Source organism: Zunongwangia sp. L-65 (assembly GCF_056859415.1).
Window position 1 is genome coordinate 52,191 of record NZ_JBSXOK010000047.1, and the last position, 18,794, is coordinate 70,984.

Annotated in this window: 17 protein-coding genes; 9 read left to right on the forward strand and 8 right to left on the reverse strand. The window is 34.1% G+C overall.

Going from position 1 to position 18,794, the window contains the following annotated elements:
* Positions 1-128: 128 nt before the first annotated feature.
* The 6 genes from AC13DP_RS05650 (at position 129) to AC13DP_RS05675 (ending at position 6,208) form a co-directional block, all read left to right on the forward strand.
* Positions 129-812 carry a response regulator transcription factor gene (locus AC13DP_RS05650; protein ID WP_008615540.1) on the forward strand — a complete coding sequence of 228 codons (684 nt, stop codon included), beginning with the start codon at positions 129-131 and terminating at the stop codon, positions 810-812.
* Positions 809-2,089 (forward strand): sensor histidine kinase, encoded by a 1,281-nt coding sequence (locus tag AC13DP_RS05655; RefSeq protein ID WP_008615542.1) that lies wholly within the window; start codon positions 809-811, stop codon positions 2,087-2,089. Before AC13DP_RS05650 ends, AC13DP_RS05655 begins: the two co-directional genes overlap by 4 nt.
* A 69-nt stretch (positions 2,090-2,158) precedes the next feature.
* On the forward strand, positions 2,159-2,548 hold the full coding sequence (locus AC13DP_RS05660; RefSeq protein ID WP_008615543.1) for a hypothetical protein: 390 nt from the start codon (positions 2,159-2,161) through the stop codon (positions 2,546-2,548).
* A gap of 137 nt (positions 2,549-2,685) precedes the next feature.
* Positions 2,686-3,408, forward strand: a complete 723-nt coding sequence (locus AC13DP_RS05665) for a superoxide dismutase (protein ID WP_008615545.1) — start codon at positions 2,686-2,688, stop codon at positions 3,406-3,408.
* Positions 3,408-4,775, forward strand: a complete 1,368-nt coding sequence (gene chrA, locus AC13DP_RS05670) for a chromate efflux transporter (RefSeq protein WP_008615548.1) — start codon at positions 3,408-3,410, stop codon at positions 4,773-4,775. The genes AC13DP_RS05665 and chrA overlap by 1 nt, the downstream gene beginning before the upstream one ends.
* A 458-nt stretch (positions 4,776-5,233) precedes the next feature.
* On the forward strand, positions 5,234-6,208 hold the full coding sequence (locus AC13DP_RS05675; RefSeq protein ID WP_008615549.1) for a DUF1259 domain-containing protein: 975 nt from the start codon (positions 5,234-5,236) through the stop codon (positions 6,206-6,208).
* 1,604 nt (positions 6,209-7,812) lie between these two features.
* On the opposite strand, the gene AC13DP_RS05680 is transcribed toward AC13DP_RS05675, so the two are convergent.
* The 3 genes from AC13DP_RS05680 to AC13DP_RS05690 form a co-directional block, all read right to left on the reverse strand.
* Positions 7,813-8,280, reverse strand: a complete 468-nt coding sequence (locus tag AC13DP_RS05680; RefSeq protein WP_483067417.1) for a PEGA domain-containing protein — start codon at positions 8,278-8,280, stop codon at positions 7,813-7,815.
* Between the two features lie 7 nt (positions 8,281-8,287).
* Positions 8,288-8,680: a hypothetical protein gene (locus AC13DP_RS05685; protein WP_483067418.1), complete on the reverse strand. Its 393-nt coding sequence runs from the start codon at positions 8,678-8,680 to the stop codon at positions 8,288-8,290.
* Positions 8,681-9,323: 643 nt separating this feature from the next.
* Positions 9,324-9,560, reverse strand: a complete 237-nt coding sequence (locus AC13DP_RS05690; protein WP_483067419.1) for a transposase — start codon at positions 9,558-9,560, stop codon at positions 9,324-9,326.
* Positions 9,561-10,140: 580 nt separating this feature from the next.
* Here AC13DP_RS05690 and AC13DP_RS05695 point away from each other — a divergent pair.
* On the forward strand, positions 10,141-10,599 hold the full coding sequence (locus AC13DP_RS05695) for a hypothetical protein (RefSeq protein WP_483067420.1): 459 nt from the start codon (positions 10,141-10,143) through the stop codon (positions 10,597-10,599).
* A 550-nt stretch (positions 10,600-11,149) separates the two neighbouring features.
* On the forward strand, positions 11,150-12,499 hold the full coding sequence (locus AC13DP_RS05700; RefSeq protein ID WP_483067421.1) for a TlpA family protein disulfide reductase: 1,350 nt from the start codon (positions 11,150-11,152) through the stop codon (positions 12,497-12,499).
* A gap of 329 nt (positions 12,500-12,828) precedes the next feature.
* On the opposite strand, the gene AC13DP_RS05705 is transcribed toward AC13DP_RS05700, so the two are convergent.
* The 5 genes from AC13DP_RS05705 to AC13DP_RS05725 all read right to left on the reverse strand — a co-directional run bounded on the left by AC13DP_RS05705 (position 12,829) and on the right by AC13DP_RS05725 (position 17,537).
* Positions 12,829-13,854 (reverse strand): thioredoxin-like domain-containing protein, encoded by a 1,026-nt coding sequence (locus AC13DP_RS05705; protein ID WP_483067422.1) that lies wholly within the window; start codon positions 13,852-13,854, stop codon positions 12,829-12,831.
* 137 nt (positions 13,855-13,991) lie between these two features.
* A complete protein-coding gene (locus tag AC13DP_RS05710) occupies positions 13,992-14,414 on the reverse strand; it encodes a helix-turn-helix domain-containing protein (RefSeq protein WP_049771518.1) in 423 nt (140 codons plus the stop codon).
* Between the two features lie 114 nt (positions 14,415-14,528).
* On the reverse strand, positions 14,529-14,717 hold the full coding sequence (locus AC13DP_RS05715) for a hypothetical protein (RefSeq protein ID WP_041578736.1): 189 nt from the start codon (positions 14,715-14,717) through the stop codon (positions 14,529-14,531).
* 277 nt (positions 14,718-14,994) lie between these two features.
* Entirely contained in the window at positions 14,995-15,552 is a 558-nt protein-coding gene (locus AC13DP_RS05720; RefSeq protein WP_228251392.1) for a porin family protein, read from the reverse strand.
* A 398-nt stretch (positions 15,553-15,950) separates the two neighbouring features.
* Positions 15,951-17,537, reverse strand: coding sequence for an aspartate:alanine exchanger family transporter (locus AC13DP_RS05725; protein WP_228251391.1), 1,587 nt, complete (start codon positions 17,535-17,537; stop codon positions 15,951-15,953).
* A gap of 469 nt (positions 17,538-18,006) precedes the next feature.
* On the opposite strand from AC13DP_RS05725, the gene AC13DP_RS05730 reads away from it, so the two are divergent.
* On the forward strand, positions 18,007-18,750 hold the full coding sequence (locus AC13DP_RS05730; protein ID WP_483067423.1) for an energy transducer TonB: 744 nt from the start codon (positions 18,007-18,009) through the stop codon (positions 18,748-18,750).
* Positions 18,751-18,794 lie beyond the last annotated feature (44 nt).

The following is an 18,794-nucleotide window of genomic DNA, read 5'->3' on the forward strand; positions in this document are numbered from 1 at the left end:
AGCTGTTATTGTTTTGGTTGCCGATCATATTTTTTTATTTGCCAATGGATTTTGAGATCGAACTGAAGCGAAGAAGATATTGCTCAGCCAGTATTTCTACAGAATTAATTTCTTAATTTGTATTTATTATGAAATTACTGATTGTAGAAGATGAACCGTACCTGTTAAAAAGCCTTGAGGATTTCGCGGCCAAAGAAGGCTATTTATATGATTCGGCAGGCAACTTTCAAACAGCCCAAGAACGTGTTTATTTATACGATTATGACTGTCTAATTCTAGACATTAATTTACCGGATGGCAGTGGGTTCGAAATTCTTGAAATTCTTAAAAAAGAAGATAAGACTGATGGTGTTATTATTCTTTCTGCAAGAGATTCCCTAGATGATAAGTTAACTGGCCTCGAATTAGGAGCTGATGATTACCTGATAAAACCATTTTATTTTTCAGAACTTAATGCCCGGATAAAAGCCGTCATTCGTAGGAAACAGTTTAAAACCAATAAGCCTATCCGCTTTGCCAATATGGTAATAGATCTAGGCCAATACCTAGTGAGAATAGATAACTTTTCTACGCCAATCTCATTTACTAAAAAAGAATATGCTATACTCATCCACCTCATTAACAATAATAAACGTATTATTTCTAAAATGGCGCTCGCAGAGTACGTATGGGGTGATTATGTAGATGAGGCCCAGAGTTTTGATTTTTTGTTTTCTCAGATTAAGAACCTCAAACGAAAGCTGAAAGATGCCGGGGCACAAGTAGAAATAAATAACATCTATGGGGTAGGTTATCAAATTCAGGCTTTATGAAGCTGCTTACCTACACATCCCGCCTTCAAATGCTGTATTTCCTCGTCTTGTTCGGGATTTTTTCGATATTGTTTTATTTGGTACTTAGCTGGAATGTACTTCAAAATGTAGATGAAGTGTTGAACAACCGCAAAGTCAACTTGCTAGCTTATCTAGAAGAAAATCCTGAAGCTCCTTTTAAAGAGGATAACCCACTAGACGATTTTACCTTTTTTCCTGTTGAAAAGAAGGTGTTTCAGGAAAGCTATGAAAGCTACACTGACACTCTTATTTATGAGCCTGTTGATGATGAGTTTGATGAGTACCGAAAGCTTACAGCTTATGTGAAATTACACAATAATAACTACCGGCTGGAAATTATAAAGCCACATCTGGAAGCGGGAGAAATGATAGGTACCATTGCCATTACACTCGGCAGCCTATTTATGGGCTTGGCGCTTTCTTTTTACTTAACCCAACGTATTATCTCCAAAAAAATATGGAAATCGTTTTTTGAAATGCTCGAAAGGCTCCGGCTCTTGCGCTTTGATAAAGAGAAAATGCCCGAATTACCATCTACAAATATTGATGAGTTCCGGATGCTGAATGAAGCTGTGAATGAGCTGGTCCGAAAAAATACTGAAGTCTTTCAAAGCCAAAAGCAATTTATTGAAAACGCTTCACATGAAATGCAAACGCCCTTGTCCATTATCCAGTCAAGGCTGGAAGCACTCATTGGGCAGGCTGAACTTTCAAAGAAGCAGGCGGAAATTATTGAAGGCATTATCGGTTCAACACAACGCTTAAAAAAACTGAGTAAAACTCTGTTGCTCTTATCTAAAATCGAAAACCGGCAGTTTATCCTTTCGGAACAGGTTGATATTCAAACAATTTTATGCCGATCCATGGAATTTTATGAAGAACATAAAGCCGCCTTGAATATATCGGTGAAAGCCGAAACACGAGATAGTTTGAAAGTGCAGGGAAATATTATGCTTACGGAGATACTGATACAGAACCTACTTAAAAACGCCTTTCTGCATAATATTGAGAATGGAATGGTAAGCGTTCAAATAATGGAAAACAAGCTCATTATTGCCAATACCGGGCAAAAGCAAGAAATAGGAAAAGTATTTGAGAAGGATAAATTGTTCAACCGTTTTTACAAACAATCCAGGAATCCCAATACTTGGGGGTTGGGATTAGCCATTGCTCTAAAGGTAGCTGAAACGAGTGGATGGGGACTTCATTATTATAAAGAAGAAGGATTGCACATTTTTGAAGTGAATTTCGGGTAACCAATCAGCTTCCCAAATTTCTACAGATTCCATTCATATACTTGCATTTAATAAAATCATGAAACTATAATGAACAGAGCCGGGAACCAAATCATTCTTATTTTGCTTTTATCCTTTTTAACCCCTAAAATTGTTTTTTCACAGGTAGAAAATAAAGAAACAAATTATCCTAAGATAAAAAACTATTTTAGTATTATGCATCCTATTGCCACTATAACAAAAGACGGGAATCACTTTAATTTTGATGGCAGTTATACAGTAGGCTTTCCAGTTGGTATAAATTTTCTTCAGAGCGACAAAATAGCTTACAGTATCGAGTTTGCACCTATGATTTCTTTTAATGATCGTGCGAGTAGGGTAACCGGATTACTTTTTCACCCAGGTGTTATCTACCGAAACATTGGAGGTTTTAATTTTTTAACCAGGCTTGCATTCAATACCAACGGCCGTTATGGTTAGACCTATAATTAAAAAGGAAAAAGTAACTTATTTCCTCGCTACGCCCATTCCGTTTAGATTCGGCAATGATTTACCTTTTTCAGTAACTTTTGGTTTTCAAGTTGGAATAGCATTTTAATCATATAAAAGAAAAAATTATGGACAGAAAAGATTTTTTAAGGAACTCAGCAATTTTAGGTGGAGCAACCATACTCCCTACTAACAATGTATTTTCGCAGAATGTGACTGAAAATGGAATAGATAAGTTGGTCGACAAAAACGGTAACTTTATCCAGAAATCACTTCCTTACAACAAAACATTTTTGGAACCACATATGGACGAAGAAACCCTTCACTTACACTATGAGTTTCATCATGGTGGAGCAGTTAAAGGTGCAAACAAAGATTTGATTAAAATAAAAGAACACCTAAAATCAGGAGATTTAGACCAGGTTGATTTGTGGACACGCAAACTGGCGTATCATTTTTCAAGCCACGTGCTACATACCATTTTCTGGACAAACCTTTCCAATAAAAAAACACAGCCCAAAGCAGAACTATTGAAACAGATAGAAAAAGATTTCGGCTCATTTGAAAAGCTCCAGGTATATATAGCAAAAGTATCTAAAGGCGTAGAAGGAAGCGGCTGGGGTATTTTGGGTTATCAACCCTTTTCCCGATCGCTAACCATCTTGCAATGTGAGAATCATCAGAAACTGACCCAGTGGGGCGTGATTCCGTTATTGGTTATTGATGTGTGGGAACATGCATATTATTTGAAACACAAAAATAAAAGAGGGGATTTTGTCGATACGATTTTAAATATCATTAATTGGGATAATGTAGCAGAACGATATAATAAGGCCATAAAAATTGTTTAATGGAGCAATTACCCTTTAAAGAAGCCATAAAAGTATGGATTAGAGTAGCCATTTATAGCTTTGGTGGACCTGCCGGGCAGATTGCGGTGATGCATAAAATTCTGGTCGAAGAAAAAAAATGGATAAGTGAGGACCGCTTTTTACATGCGCTCAATTACTGTATGCTGCTGCCTGGGCCGGAAGCCCAGCAGCTGGCCACGTATATTGGGTGGTTGCTGCATAGGACGAAAGGGGGGGTAACTGCAGGTATTTTATTTGTAATACCTGGATTTGTTTCAATACTAATTCTCAGTATTCTTTACGCTGCTTACAGAGATGTTGGTATTGTCGAAGCTATATTCTTCGGTATTAAACCTGCCGTCTTAGCCATAGTTGTTGGAGCCGTCATTAAAATAGGTAAAAAGGCCATCAAAAATGAGCTCATGTTTGTTTTGGCGGCTTTGGCCTTTATAGCTATATTTTTCTTTGAGGTAGATTTTCCTTATATAATAATAGCAGCGGGATTGACAGGTTTTATTGGCGGAAAACTTTGGGAAGAAAAATTCCATGTCATTAAAGGGCATAGATTAGCTGAAGAACATAAAGACAAGGACAATAATGAAAATACATTGATTGACAGCAAAATACAACCTGTAAAGCCGTCTTTAAAAAAAACATTCAAGACTATTTTTATTTTCCTAACGCTATGGTCTTTACCACTATTGATCCTTGGACTGGTGATTGGGGTCGAAAACATTTTCTTCTCGGAAGGCTTATTTTTCAGTAAAACGGCCGTTCTAACTTTCGGAGGGGCTTATGCTGTATTAGCCTATATCGCTCAAAAAGCGGTTGAAGATTATGGCTGGTTACAATCCGGTGAAATGTTGGATGGACTGGGTATGGCCGAAACTACGCCGGGTCCGCTGATACAGGTGGTACAGTTCGTAGGCTTCATGGGGGCCTATAGATTAAGCGGCTCTCTCGATCCTCTAACAGCTGGAATTTTAGCTTCCCTGATGGTTACCTGGGTTACCTTTGTACCTTGCTTTCTATTCATTTTTACAGGCGCTCCTTATATAGAATACCTACGGGGCAATAAAAGTTTAACCACTGCACTATCAGGAATTACAGCTGCCGTAGTAGGGGTTGTACTTAATCTGGGTGTCTGGTTTGCAATCCACACCCTTTTCTCTGAGGTTAACGAAAAATATCTGTACGGAGCAAGGTGGTTGATTCCCGAATGGAGCACAGTTAATATTGGATCATTAATTATTGCTCTAATAGCCTCTTTTGTATATTTCATTTTGAAATGGGATATGTTGAAAACTATCCTGATCAGTGTTTTATCAGGTATCATCTATTTCTTCATATTTAAGGAATTAGGTTGATTATGTGCTGTAACCCTATTGTCGATAACAGCATGATAACAAAGGATATGGCACTTACGGTATGTTTAAAAGGTGTAACCGGCAATCACGACAAGGGCGGCGGTTTATGGATAAAACAATTATTATGTAGTACGGGCAAATCCACTCGAGGATAACGTGGTGTGTACAAAGTAGAAGATGGCTAACGCAGAGATTTGCCCCTTGTAGGAAAAGGAAAAACCTATGGCTTAGATGTTGCCGCTCTAGGTGATAACTGGAAGAGCCTGGAATTAATATTAAAAGTGATGATTTACCATTTATTTGAACAATAAGGAGTATTTAAAGTTAAAGATACCACCCTCACTAAAGCTGGTAAGGTGGGTTTATGGACCAAAGAAGATGCTGTAACTTACTTTGATGATTTCAGTATAAAAACATTAGATTGATTAGAAGAATTTAAATAATAAAACAAACATATTATGAAAAGTAAATACGTATTGATTTCAACAGTTTTTTTATTGCTTTCGTGCAATGGCCATGACGGTAAAAAAGAGAATGCTGACAGTTCTCGCCCATCTTCTGAAAAACAAAAGGAGATAGAACAACAGGAAGATATGGAACGGCATCCCCTGAATATTACAGCTATCCGGGAGGTTATTGGCATTAAGGGCACGGAAAACAATGGGGAATATAAAGTAGTAGTTCCCCAAAATGATCTAGAGATAATGGTTGATGGTTTTAAAATCATCCCCCCGATGGGACTAGGCAGCTGGGCAGCATTTTCTGCGATTAAAGAGGGAGCAATGGTCATGGGCGATATAGTGGTGACTGAAGATGATTTGTGGCCGGTACAACAGGAAGTAATAAGACAGGGATTGACTATTACCGCCATCCATAATCATTTTGTGAGGAATAATCCCAATGTCATGTACATGCATATTGGAGGTATGGGTGAAGAAGGAGTACTTGCAGAAAAAGTAAAAGCTTTATTCGATAAGGTTGTGGAAGTGCGTGGTGGGAATCCTGCAGCTTCCGAACCTAGTGAAGTCGAGAATACGCTGGATACTGATAGAATAGATAATATTATAGGACATTCAGGTAATCTTAACAATGGAGTTTATAAGATTACAATAGGGAGGCCAGATGTTGATCTTAGGGAGCACGGAGCTCCTGTTAGTACTTTTATGGGATTTAATACCTGGGCCAGCTGGCAGGGGACTCCAGAAAAAGCTGCTGTTGCAGGAGATTTCACCATGCTTGCCGATGAAATTGCCCCTGTTATAAAAGCCCTTGTAGAAAACGGTATTGAAGTAGTGGCAGTACATAATCACATGGTGTATGAAGAACCAAGAATATTCTTTTTACATTATTGGGGTGTGGGCCCAGCCGAGAAACTCGCCCACGGTCTGAAAACGGCTCTTAACCAGACCGGGGTGGTGAGCAAAAATGAATAATTAAATTCATTTTTAATTTAGCGAGGTATTTTAAATGAATGAGAGAGGAGACACGGGATTAATTTCCGTTACCTCTTTCCACGTAAAAATACCTACGGTTCTCGTATACTGTAATTTTTCTATTTATTCTGAATTTCCTCTAACCATTGCCAAGAGGTGGATGTCCTGTCTGGAACTTGCCGAAATAAAACTTTATGTGAGCTTTTTAATAATCCCTTGAATAAAATAGACCTATGAGTAACCCAGGCGAAATTTTCGTTATCTTTAAAAGAAAAGGATAATTATATGTCTATATACGATTACCCTTTAAAATGTTGAAATTTTCTTTAACGAAAAGGATGTTGAACTCCTATTAAATTAAAAGGTCTTAAAACCTGATTTTCCATCTGATGCCGTTCCGGAGATAACTAACAAGGGCTTTTATCAAATAAGTATCAGCCCGAAGCTTTGAATAGCGTATAATTCGTTCCTATCAGTTCGGTCACAGTTTATTATTATGGGGAAGTATTCCCCGATAGAAAGTTAACAATTACAGAAACTCACTAACATATATATAATTCCTAAATAAGTGTGTTCGTAAAACTAAGGGGGAATAGCAAGAGGGTAACACGCGAAGCGATGTTACAGATCATTAATACATTGAAATTCAATAAATTACGAATTTAAATCCTATCATTTTTCACGTATTTTGCGACAAATGCACTCGCAACCCCCGTAAATAGGTGGTTTTTTGCGACAAATTTCACGGAAAACTGAAATTCAAACCCACTTACCACTTTTACCTCCACTTCGCAAAAGCTCCATTTCAGCAAAAGAGGTTTATTACAATTTGTCTTAGACACGAGCCAAAAAGCTTAAAATATTAAAAGAATACGATCGAAAAAGCTTTTTGACTCAAGTCCGCTAGGCGGTAACTAAAATTCACCGATCAGGTTTTCAGAATTATTTAAAAATCCTTCCTACATCACCTTACCTTTCGATGCAAAAATCAAGCTTAAAAATTAACCGGAGCGCATAAACCGCTTTGCTATTTATAGCTCCTCTATAATTTTAAAACTGAATGAAGTAGCATCAAAAGGTAATGCGATGGCGCTGGAAGAAGTAAATAAAATTGAGAATAAACCATTTCATCCTGATCTCACTATTTTTTCTTTTCGCCGGCAAAAGGAAAATGCTCCAGATGAAAAAAGTAAATTGGTTTTTGTTCTAAACTTTCCGGATTGACCAGATTCGATGCAAAATCTTTGATTTTTTTGGAGTCGGATCTTTTACTTCCTCAATAAATTAGACAGGATTCATAATCTAATTATTTGTATATTTGATTAGGTCAGAATATCAAACTGCACCAATACGTTCTATTTAAATTGTGAGTTAATCGTGAGTTCAAAAAACTAGAACTGCGTGAAACCATACAAATACTGGGGTTTTCAGCGTTTTAAAAGCGTTCTGCCACCCCGACGAACTAATAATAATATTAGTGATTTTTATATGCAACCATACTATCTTGGATAACATGTTATAAACATCCTAAAAGACTCTTTAATATTCGCAAATAAAAAAAGACTCAACTTAATTGAGTCTTTCCGTAGATATATACCAAGATGTTATTCAGATCGCTCTAATTGACCTACTTTCTCCCAATCAGGATCTACTTCCATACTAATAGTTATAAACAGCATACCGTTGTCCGTTCTATAAGTAGTCCCTTTTTTAGGATGTCCATTAATTTCTTCAGGTTTTAATTTATACATGGCTCCGGTAATAGGATCTACAACAAGCCCAATAATGCCTCCAATTAAGACATTGCCTACATACCAAGCATTAAATTTTTTTTCTAAAGTTGTTCGATAAGGTTTATATCCCTCAAGATTGAGTATAACATTATATTCCTGATTTCTTTTCAGTTTCTTCTGAATCGGTGTTTGCCCCATTTCTATTTCATTAATAGACACCAAGGCTTTTTTAGGGTTGGAATTAATTAATACTTCCTGTCTAGATCCGGAAATAATAGTTGCGCAACTGTTAAATGTCAATGCTAAGCAAATAGCTGCTACTTTAAAAAAAGTACTCATGTTATAATTAGTCAAGTTTTAATTCATATTGTTCTAAGTTTGAAACATCACCCTTATAGTTATAAAGGTCTATTTTAAGCCGATAACAAGAGCTCCATAAATCTGGTTTTTTCTTATTAGTTACTTTTACGATGTTTGCTCCATTTTTCCTAGCCTCTATTCGTGCTTTATTTAATAGGCTATTAAAGCTACAATCTGCGGAAAATCCTGAATCTTGGAATCTCAATTCTCCTATTTTTACAAGGTTTTCAGGCAAGGGATCTTCGACGTTTAAAAAGGCTACTTCTTCATTGGATGATAATGTTGATTTTGGATTAGTAATATTTGATGAAATTTTTGGACTACAACCGCTTAATCCGATTATAATCGCGGTCATAATAAATAAAATTTCTTTCTTCATAATCATTAGTTTAGAGTATTGACTAATAATTGGTTAAACGTTCATTAGAAGTTGTTTAATTGAGCGAATATATATAATTATTCAATTGAAATTTCAAAAAAATGATTTCAATGGTCAAAAAAAATCACTTGCATAAGTTTAAAAATCAGCTTTTTAAGTGCTTTATTTTTTTAAGAATGTTTGTAAAAGAATTGTTCCTACGGATTTGTATAAAAAAAGCTTCAGGATAGAGGCGAACATGAGCCAAAAGCAAATTTTCCGCTTCAATCCATCTGTATTTTTGTTTGCTTTTGGCTTATGTTTAAGATCATTTTGACGAACCGTTTTGACTGCAACATAGTGCAAGGAAATATGGTGAGGACTATCCAAATTATAGCTGAATTTTCATTTTTCCGTAAAATTTGCTGTAAAAAAGTGCCTGTTTATAGGGCTTCCCAGAGGTTTTACTGCAAATTTTAGTAACAAACGTTTTACGAATAAATTATAAAGTATTGAAAATCATTTAACTAAACAACTCTGCACTGCAAGTACAGAGGTTTATTAATACTGGCGACTAAAAGTCCCCTTTTACTATTCCAATATAAAATTGGAATTATCACTCGAATCTCGACGATGATGTTCTAAATAGTCATTGACCATTTCATCAGTAATATGACCTGTACTCCAAACACCATAACCACTTGCCCAGAAATGTTGTCCCCAATAGCGTTCCTTCAATTTTGGAAATTCTTGTTGAAGCTTTCGTGATGTTCTTCCTTAGCTTCTTCAATATGGTACTTACATTCAACTTTGATGCATATTCAATGTGCAGGTGAACATGATCGGAACTTACAACACCTTTCATAATTTCTATTCCTTCAGACTCACAAATTTCGATCAAAAGTTCACGACAACGAATTTGAATATCTCCTCTAAGTCATTATATCGATATTTTGTAACCCAAACAATATGACAAGTCAAATGACTTACAGTATGGCTCCCTTTTATTTGATAACTCATACCACACAAAATAGAGATTTTTTCACAATACTAAAGTGCTGCAATAAATTGCAGGGTTTGAATCCTGCCGAGGTTAAGTTTCAATCCTAGTTTTTCAATGGAATGGTCTGGAAGAAATTGCCCTTACTTTTTTTTCACTTTTAGCATTCTCGGAGAGAAACTCTCCTTGTCTACTAAACTACAAACCGTTGGGCAAAATCCTTGGTTTAAGACCTGTTGAAAAGCAAGTTAGATAACGAAAAAGCATAGGCTTTTAACGCTCATATTTTAAATTGGCGTACAGGTTGAAAAAACAACTCGATCAGAATCCTGGAGCTGGTAAAATATTGGAAGACAGAATGTTGCAGCTAAGCTACCCCGAATATAATATTTTCTAAAAGCTATGTGAATGTCCCTGATTTGACTTTTTTTATTAAATTGCGAAGAAACAACTTCGGATATCGTATACATTAAAAAACAAAATGAAACATATTTTACTTATAATATACTTTGTTATTCCTGCTTTAACCTTTGGACAAAATAAATCTGAACCTGCCTGGTATCAAATGGATAGAGACGGAGAGTATTTAGAAGTGGCTAGTCATCTATTATATCAAGTGCAATCAGACTCGACAAGAAATAAGCACTTAGATTATCTACATATTGCTCGGAGTTACGGATATTTAAATGATTATGAAAAAGCAATTTTTTATCTAAATCGATCAATGGATGGTCTATCCGAAAAAGATGATGAACTATTTTGGTGGTATTATAAAGGAACTTTAGCATTTTTTGAGAGAGATAAAGCGAGCCTGAAAGAATATTTAGAAAAACTTGAAGCTAATTACACTCCATATTACGAGAATAATTTTAGGACATTAAAATCTTTATATGAGAATTTCGAAAAAGGATATAGAGAGGCTTCTTCCTGGAAGGGTTGAAAACTTAGCTAAAGGTTTTCCTGTTTTGAAGGCTTCATTTCTAAAAAAAATATTCTCGTTTCTAAAGATTTCGGTCATAAATAACTAAAATATCATTTAAGCTATAACAGCTCGGAAGCTTATAATTATCTATATAGATTGCAGGAGTTCCAATGATATTTAAAGGTTTAATAAAATTTTGGGAAGATTCTATCTCACTAGTTGGAATTTCTTCATTTTTAACTTGCACTTTTAAGGATGAGCTTTTATATAATTGTTTAAATTCTTCATTTATTTTCTGAAGTAGATAATCTACTTCAGAAAAAGCAGTTAAAATCTATTTTTGCAGGTACTATATCTAAGGGTGATTGCGATGATGAATGTAAATCAGATGCTGATTGTACTGGCGAAGCTGATAAATGAAAGCCTCAAGATGCAAGTAAGACATGTCCTGGTAAAGGTACAATTAATGTGTGTATGGGTATAATTTTTAATTAGAATTGAGAATCAAGTTATCAATACTTGGTAAATTGATTTTTTTTATTTTAATTATCTTTTTAATAATCAATATATGAAAAAATTAATTCTTTTCATTTCAATATTACTATTAATTATAAATGTTGACTGTAATACTCCAAAGCATAATCCCATGGATCACCCAGTCGTAGAACTATCATTGGTCTCCCAAAAGCCTCAAAACAAATTTTCTTTCCCAAAATTATATTCTACATATCCAGTTTTTTCAACTGCTGAAATTTCAAAAAAGTATTATTTAGAAAAGCTTGAAAACTTTAAAGGAATTCCAAAATTAGATACATTTTTAATACAAACAGAGAGTTTTAAATCTGGGAACTTTTTTGGAAAGATTGCATTATATAGTGATGATAATAAAGATCTAAGCTTTTATAGAGACTCTCTAAAAATGTTTTATGATAAAAACTCCCATAACTTAAATATTATATCAGGTTTTAGGGGAAACAAACAAATAATAATAGCAGATTTAAATAACAATAAAGATTTTAGTGATGATTCTATCCTTTCGTTTCCTAAAAATAAGGATGAATCTATAAAAAATATAGATTCAGTTGTCGAATTTAAATACAATCTAAATGATTCAGTATCTACAAATTTCTCTAAAAGATATATTAGAATATTCCCAGATTCAAATAGTATTTATGCTAAATTTCTGAAAGATTCTTTAAACAAGTCTTTAGCTGCTTCTTTTGAACTTATGGATTTTATGAAAGGTCAACTAAGAATCGATACCTTAGATTATGATGTAGCTATTCAAGGATTTGTGAAGAATAGAACGTTAATTTTAGTCAAACCAATAAATATATCATTATCCGACCAAGACAAAGTATTTAATGAAAATTTTTATTTTTCAGTAGGAGATACATTAATATTAGAAGACAATTTCTACAAAATTGATTCTCTTAGCGATAATTTTCGAAAATTATATTTTAGTTTGATTAAGAATATTGATGTGTATCACGGTAGAAGACTAGGTGTTAAGATGAAGAATTATAACCTTACATCTTTGACTAAAGATACGACAACAATCAAAGAGTTTTCAAAAGGGAAAAAGTTTATTCTATTAGATTTCTGGGGCACATGGTGTGTACCATGTCTAGAATTATTACCAAATCTTAAAAAATTCCATCAGGAAAATGACAACGTTTCAATTATCAGTATTGCATTAGATGAATCTATAGATGTTAAGGATTATTCTGAGAAAGAGGCTATGTATTGGAATCATGCATACGTGGACAGAAACAATAGGAAAAGTATAATAACTGATTTGAGAGTAGAAAGTTATCCTACATTTATTTTACTTAATGACAAACTAAAAATTCTATATAAGGGAGCGGGTGAAATAGCCTTAGAAAATATCGAAAAAATATTGAGAAGTGAAAAATAACTGATGTTTCTGAATTCTTTAATCAATATTCCTTAGCCAAAAAAAAATCATATTGAAGAAAAAATTTCCTTTTTACAAACAACCAGATAGTAAAGATTGTGGCCCTACCTGCTTGCGTATTGTAGCCTAACCTATTGTTTAAAGGTGGAATATTTTCATTGGTGAAAGCAATTGAAAAGATGAATGAACCCCGTATACGAGCCCCGCTTGGTTTATCCTGGGCGAAGTCGAAGGGTACGTTGGCATGAGAGGTGCACTCCGTCATTTGTTGGCGGAGCCGTCCACTCGACTATATTTAGGTGCGGATAGATAAAAATTCCATTTATAAATCAAGATTTTTCGGCAAGCAACTCTTTTAATCTATTCTTTAGTTGGATTGGTTCTAAGTTTACACCTAAAATCTGATTATTCTTATCTACTAAAAAACTAGATGGATAAAATTGAATTTGCAAAGATTGAATAGTCTTGTTACTAGTTTTATCCACACAAATTAGATTTTTCCAGGGCATATCGAATTTCTCTAGAGCATTTTTCCAGCTTTCTTTATTTTCTTGTATAGCAATAAATATAATTTCTACATTTTCAGTATTAAATTTTTTGTATACTTCTTTTAGCTTTGGTATTGCTTCCATGCATGGTGTGCATCCAACAAACCAAAATTCAATAAATGTTAGTTTAGCATTGCTCTTAGAAATGTCTACCATTTTATTATTCTCATTAGGTAAAATAATTGTAGGTAGTTTCGAGCCTATTTCAAATTTTTCATATTTTTTGATATTTACTTTAATATCATTTATAGAAGATTTATTCTGGAATTTTAAGTCTAGCTTGTCTAATAAGTCGCTAGCTTCAAAAGATGATAGAATTCCTCCTTGCTCAACAATAGCCGCTAGCATTTCTCCTATCAATGGATTTTTAGGGTATGCCGAAATTAAGGTATCTAATTTATTGTACACTTTACGTCCAAAATCCTTTTGATCATAATTTGATTCGTAAAAAGATACAAACTCATTTTTAAGGTTTTGAGTTTTACTTTTTCCAGTAAGATGTATAATTGACATCGATTTATCACCGGGAATTACTTCCAAATCAATTTCATAATCAGAGTTTTCCAAGTATATTCCATCGCTACGCCTTGTATTCTTTGTGGATAAACTAATCTTTTTAGGATGATCAAATTGACCTTTAAACTCAAATTTTTCATCTTTAATCTTCGTACTATCAATAAAATCCTCCCCTATTATATAAAGATAATCGGATGCGGCGTTTTTGATTGTTCCTTTAATACTATAGCTTTTATTTTGGGCAAAGCATATTACGGAAAATAATAATATTAAACTTGTGAATTGTTTCATGATGTTTAAAAGATGATTTTGATTGAATTTTTTTAGCAATTAAATACAACTCGTTTTGTAAATAAAAAAGTGCCGATTTACCGGAATATTATCCGGCTATCGACACTTTTTTCAAATCTTAAATATTTTCTTTTTCACTATTTCTTATCCAGTAATTTCTCTAAATAAGCCACTTTCTCTTTTTCAGCTTTCAACAATCTTTCGTAAAGTTTTTCTTTTTCTTCATAAGCCTGAACTAACCTATCCAAAGGATTAAACGTACAATTCAAATTAGAAACACTTACAGACGAAGCTCCTTTATTAGAGCCTTCATAATTATTTTGAATATTATATATCAAATTTTCTTCACTAAAATTCTCAATAGCCTCTTTACTCACCCCTAACACTTTCGCCACTCTTTCAAGCTTTTCATCTTCAATATGCTCGCTTTGTTCTAAACTGGATACACTTTGTTGGCTGATCCCTAATTCTGCGGCAAGGGCTTCCTGCTTCATCCCTCGAAGTTCTCTGATTCGGCTGATCTTTCTACCGATATGACTGGTTTTTGTTGCTGTGCTCATAATCTCAAAGATAAACATTCTTTTTAAAAGTTGCACTCATCACTCTTTGCAGTAAAAAACAAGATTTTTATTGTTTTTTACTCGAGGTTTCGAATAATTATTCCTGAATCTTTTCTAAGATGATTTTGCGTGTAACTTTCTTTCTTTGAAGATTTGATTACTTAATCCAGCTACAACAATAATACTAACAATCATAATTGTGATAAAAGCATTATTCTCTTCTTTTAACAGGAAGCCTCCGATTGCAAGGAATATTAAGGAAATTAGTGCTGTTGCTTTTGTTTTAATAGATAATTTATGCATTTAAGAAATTTAAAAAATGAGTGAATATCAGATGCCTCAAACTTAATTGCAACAATTAACAAATTTATGTTGTTAAAAGCAAATAATGCACGTCCAGATATTTCTCTGAACACCATCCTGATTGCCTGCCCCGGTTGTAATTAAAAAAAAGAAAGATGTTTAATGAGAGTCTTTTAAAGTTTAGCTATAGGAATGAAATCAACTTGCTTTTCACCTATAAAAAAAGCAAACGAGGAAGTATTCCCTTCCTCGTTTGCTAAATATGATTCTGGATCTTTTAAAACTTATATCCTAGTCCTATACTAAATGCATTAAATTCAGAATCAACATCGATCCCCTCAGAATCAGCCGCATCTTTTACCTCTTTTGAAAACCTGTTCGTTAGTTCAAAACTGTATTTTGCTTCTACGAAAAAATTAGAATTAATTTTATAACCCGCACCAAAAGCTAAATCCAGCCCAAAAGTATTTAAAAGATCGATTCCTCCTATTGAAACGTTGTCTAGCAAAAAAGTACCTTGCGGTCCTGCCTGAAGATAAAAGCCAGAATCTTGTATGTAATACTGCGCAAGAACCGGAACGATTATAAAATTAACATCATCGGCATTGGCATAATTAACAGAAGGTTGTAAATGAAAATGATCTGATAAGGTAAAGTCAACCAATGCACCCAGATAAAATCCAGAGGAATTTCCTGAAGTAGAAATATCCTCTAAAGAGTTAGAAGATTTTCCCTCGATATTGATGTAGCCTCCTTGTACACCAAAATTAATTTCCTGGCTAAAAGAAATCATAGTAGTCAATATTGCGACTACAATTAGTAATTTTTTAAACATATAAAATTTATTAAAAGATTGTTTATCAAATTTAAATTAAAAAACAATTTGAAAGATACATTCACAAAATAAAAGCTTGAAAAATTAATTTTTTTTGACTGCCACCTACTGAAATGAAATATGGGTAGGAAAGCTTTATTTTATGTAAGAGGACATATTTTAACATTACACATAAAAATAAGGTCATTATTCACCTGGATTAGATCATGCTTGCTAAGCATTCATTTTAAAGGCCTTACATTGTAGATCCTTTTTCACTTCATTAGTTGCGTCAAATGACTGGTTTATAATAGCAAATCTAAAATGAATATCTTTTTTTCTAAAAACAATCAGGATTATACACTTACAAATACCTTTCTTACAGCTAAAAGATAAAAATCACTTCAGCATAGGATTTTTTATAAACGCCCTAACAGTTGTATACATAAGATAAGCAATACCATAGCAATTGGGTAAACAGTAGCATATGCCACCGCGGGGGCATTGCTTTTTGTAAGCGAGTCTGTGGCTGCAAGTCCCGGTGTACTGGTCATCGCCCCTGTAAGCGTGCCCAACATCGATAATATATTTAATTTTAAAAATATTCGGGCGACTATAGTGGCTAAAAGCATTGGAAAAAACGTAACAACTGCTCCCACAATAAATAGGTTAATTCCATACTGATTAAAAGTTTCCACAAATGTAGCACCGGCTTTAGTTCCTACGGAAGCTAAAAAAAGCATTAGTCCTAGTTGTCGCAAAAGATTATTCGCCGTTCCACTCATACTCCATAAAACCGGCCCTGTTTTTCCTAGTCGACCCAATAGCATGGCTACAATTAGTATCCCTCCTGTTAACCCAAGACTAAACTGGAAAGAAGCCCCAAAATTTAGGGAGATTTGACCAATTAGTATTCCTAGGACAATTCCTGTAGCGATAGGAAAAAAATCGGTATCTGATAAGTTCGTATTATCATCCCCTAAAATTTCAGAAATATTTTGGATATGATTTTTTGCACAAACCAGCGTAATCTTGTCCCCCATTTGCAATTTTGTACGGGGACTGGCAGAAAGTTCAATCCCACTACGTCTTAATCGCGTGATCGTAGCATCGTATTTAGCTCTTAAATTTAACTGTGTAAGATTTTTATTGACCACCTGGGGTTTGGTAATTAAAAAAGACTGTACTACATATTCTTCGTTAAAATAAAGTTCTTCATCTGTAGTACTACCAATTAAAAGCCCTATTCGTTTTAATGCATCTTCTGTTCCCACAGCTTTAAGTAAATCGTTTTTATGTAATACGGTTTGTGGTGTTGGGGTAAAAACATGGTCGTTATGTTTAACTCTGGAAATAATACCTTTAGTCATTTCTCTAACACCAAGCTGCTCTATGCTCATTCCTATGGCACTATTATTTTCTACAATAAAATTACGAGTAAATATAGGTTTTTGATGAGCGGTCATTTTTTGTTTGTATTCTTTTTCCAGATCATCAATATTCAGTTTAAATAATTGGGGATAGAGCCTTACAAAAATGATAACGAGAATAACTCCCAATGGATATGCTATTCCATACCCTATAGAGACCAAATTAGATTTGGTAACATCTATTCCCGCAGCTAATCCGGGGGTACTGGTTAAGGCGCCGGAAAGTAAGCCAATAGCAATTGGCTTATCGATATCAAATATTAGGATAGCAATATACGTAAGCAAGGTTGCAGAAAGCACAACGACAACCGCTATAACTATAAGGTTTTTCCCCTGGTCTTTAAATGCCTCAAAAAAACCAGGTCCTGCCTGGAGGCCAATGGTATAGATAAATAAAATAAGCCCTATTTTTTCTAAAATATCGGGTAGCGTAGCGCCTAAATGTCCAAATATTAAGGCCACAAAAATAATCGCAGAAATATCTAATGAAATGCCTTTCACCTTTAGATTCCCTAGCATAAAACCTAAACAGATAATCAAAAAGAGTATCAAATAACTATTATTTAAAAATTCCATTTTTAAACGCATTAAAGTTCAGATTAAAATTAAAACAACGCCTGCGCTTTTAAGTTGATAATTATCAGGTTTTGAAGGAAAGTACTTCAAAGAATGTCCAGAAAATATTTATTATTTTTTTTCTAATTCCAGGCATCCCGATCCCGATAGCTATTTGATATTTTAATGATTCTATTTTGGTTAGAAACAAACCGGTAATCCCAGTAATTATCGATCCCGGGATTCAATAGCAATACATTTTAAAAACAACTGCTTCTAAAATAAGCTCAAAATAAAAAATTGACCGTATAAGCTGATATTTATCAGTTTTTTCACTCAGGACAATTCATACCTTTATTATGGAAAATAACGAAATATTAAAGTTTGATTTTTTAATATTTTAAAAATGGGTGCGATAGGCAGGAAATTATTTAAAGGAAATTTTTCCTTAGAAAATAATCACTGAGTGTTAATATTTAAGCCAAATGCCATGAAAACCAAGAAAAATCCAAAAGCTGACCTTAATAGAGGAAGTTTGATTTTTTTTCAAATTGGGCTAATCATAGTGCTATCCTCTGTTTACTTTATGATCGAGATGCGAACCTATAATGTTACCAGCCAGGATAATTTTATTATGGAAGTGGAAGAAGAAAGAATTTTAGAAATACCAGTAACCCAAATGAATACTCCGCCTCCCCCACCTCCACCCCCTGCGCCAGAGGTTCCTGAAATTATAGATTTGGTCGAAAATGATATAGATATTGAAGAAGATGAAATCACCTCTACAGAAAGTAATCAGGATATCAAGATTAATGTTATTGCTGAAGTTTCAGATATTTCAGGAAGTGAGGTGGAAGAAGAAATCGAGCAGGTACCATTTGTTTTTGTCGAAGAAGTTCCTATCTATCCGGGTTGCGAAGATTTAAAGGATAATGAAGCACGAAAACAATGTATGATCCAAAAAATAGATGAATTTGTAAGGACAAATTTTAATACTGAAATAGGCACCGAAGCCGGTGTTTCTGGTAAAAACCGAATCATTGTCTTATTCAAAATAGACGAATTTGGTAAAGTATCAGAAATTAAATCTAGAGCTCCGCATATTTTGTTGGAACAAGAAGCTGAACGGGTAATTAAAAGTTTACCCCAAATGACCCCTGGTATGCAAAGGAATAGACCTGTGAGAATTTCATACTCACTTCCTATAGTGTTTGATTTTAGAGATCACAATTAATTAGCTAAGTAACGCTAACACAATCCATCTTAAACCTTTTAATT

What these genes read in the sequence shown, in the direction of transcription:
- AC13DP_RS05665 (WP_008615545.1), top strand. Translation starts at nt 2,686, where the DNA reads ATGGACAGAAAAGATTTTTTAAGGAACTCAGCAATTTTAGGTGGAGCA.
- AC13DP_RS05655 (WP_008615542.1), top strand. Translation starts at nt 809, where the DNA reads ATGAAGCTGCTTACCTACACATCCCGCCTTCAAATGCTGTATTTCCTC.
- AC13DP_RS05720 (WP_228251392.1), bottom strand. Translation starts at nt 15,552, where the DNA reads ATGTTTAAAAAATTACTAATTGTAGTCGCAATATTGACTACTATGATT.
- chrA (WP_008615548.1), top strand. Translation starts at nt 3,408, where the DNA reads ATGGAGCAATTACCCTTTAAAGAAGCCATAAAAGTATGGATTAGAGTA.
- AC13DP_RS05705 (WP_483067422.1), bottom strand. Translation starts at nt 13,854, where the DNA reads ATGAAACAATTCACAAGTTTAATATTATTATTTTCCGTAATATGCTTT.
- AC13DP_RS05715 (WP_041578736.1), bottom strand. Translation starts at nt 14,717, where the DNA reads ATGCATAAATTATCTATTAAAACAAAAGCAACAGCACTAATTTCCTTA.
- AC13DP_RS05660 (WP_008615543.1), top strand. Translation starts at nt 2,159, where the DNA reads ATGAACAGAGCCGGGAACCAAATCATTCTTATTTTGCTTTTATCCTTT.
- AC13DP_RS05700 (WP_483067421.1), top strand. Translation starts at nt 11,150, where the DNA reads ATGAAAAAATTAATTCTTTTCATTTCAATATTACTATTAATTATAAAT.
- AC13DP_RS05710 (WP_049771518.1), bottom strand. Translation starts at nt 14,414, where the DNA reads ATGAGCACAGCAACAAAAACCAGTCATATCGGTAGAAAGATCAGCCGA.
- AC13DP_RS05685 (WP_483067418.1), bottom strand. Translation starts at nt 8,680, where the DNA reads ATGAAGAAAGAAATTTTATTTATTATGACCGCGATTATAATCGGATTA.
- AC13DP_RS05650 (WP_008615540.1), top strand. Translation starts at nt 129, where the DNA reads ATGAAATTACTGATTGTAGAAGATGAACCGTACCTGTTAAAAAGCCTT.
- AC13DP_RS05730 (WP_483067423.1), top strand. Translation starts at nt 18,007, where the DNA reads ATGAAAACCAAGAAAAATCCAAAAGCTGACCTTAATAGAGGAAGTTTG.
- AC13DP_RS05695 (WP_483067420.1), top strand. Translation starts at nt 10,141, where the DNA reads ATGAAACATATTTTACTTATAATATACTTTGTTATTCCTGCTTTAACC.
- AC13DP_RS05725 (WP_228251391.1), bottom strand. Translation starts at nt 17,537, where the DNA reads ATGGAATTTTTAAATAATAGTTATTTGATACTCTTTTTGATTATCTGT.
- AC13DP_RS05675 (WP_008615549.1), top strand. Translation starts at nt 5,234, where the DNA reads ATGAAAAGTAAATACGTATTGATTTCAACAGTTTTTTTATTGCTTTCG.
- AC13DP_RS05680 (WP_483067417.1), bottom strand. Translation starts at nt 8,280, where the DNA reads ATGAGTACTTTTTTTAAAGTAGCAGCTATTTGCTTAGCATTGACATTT.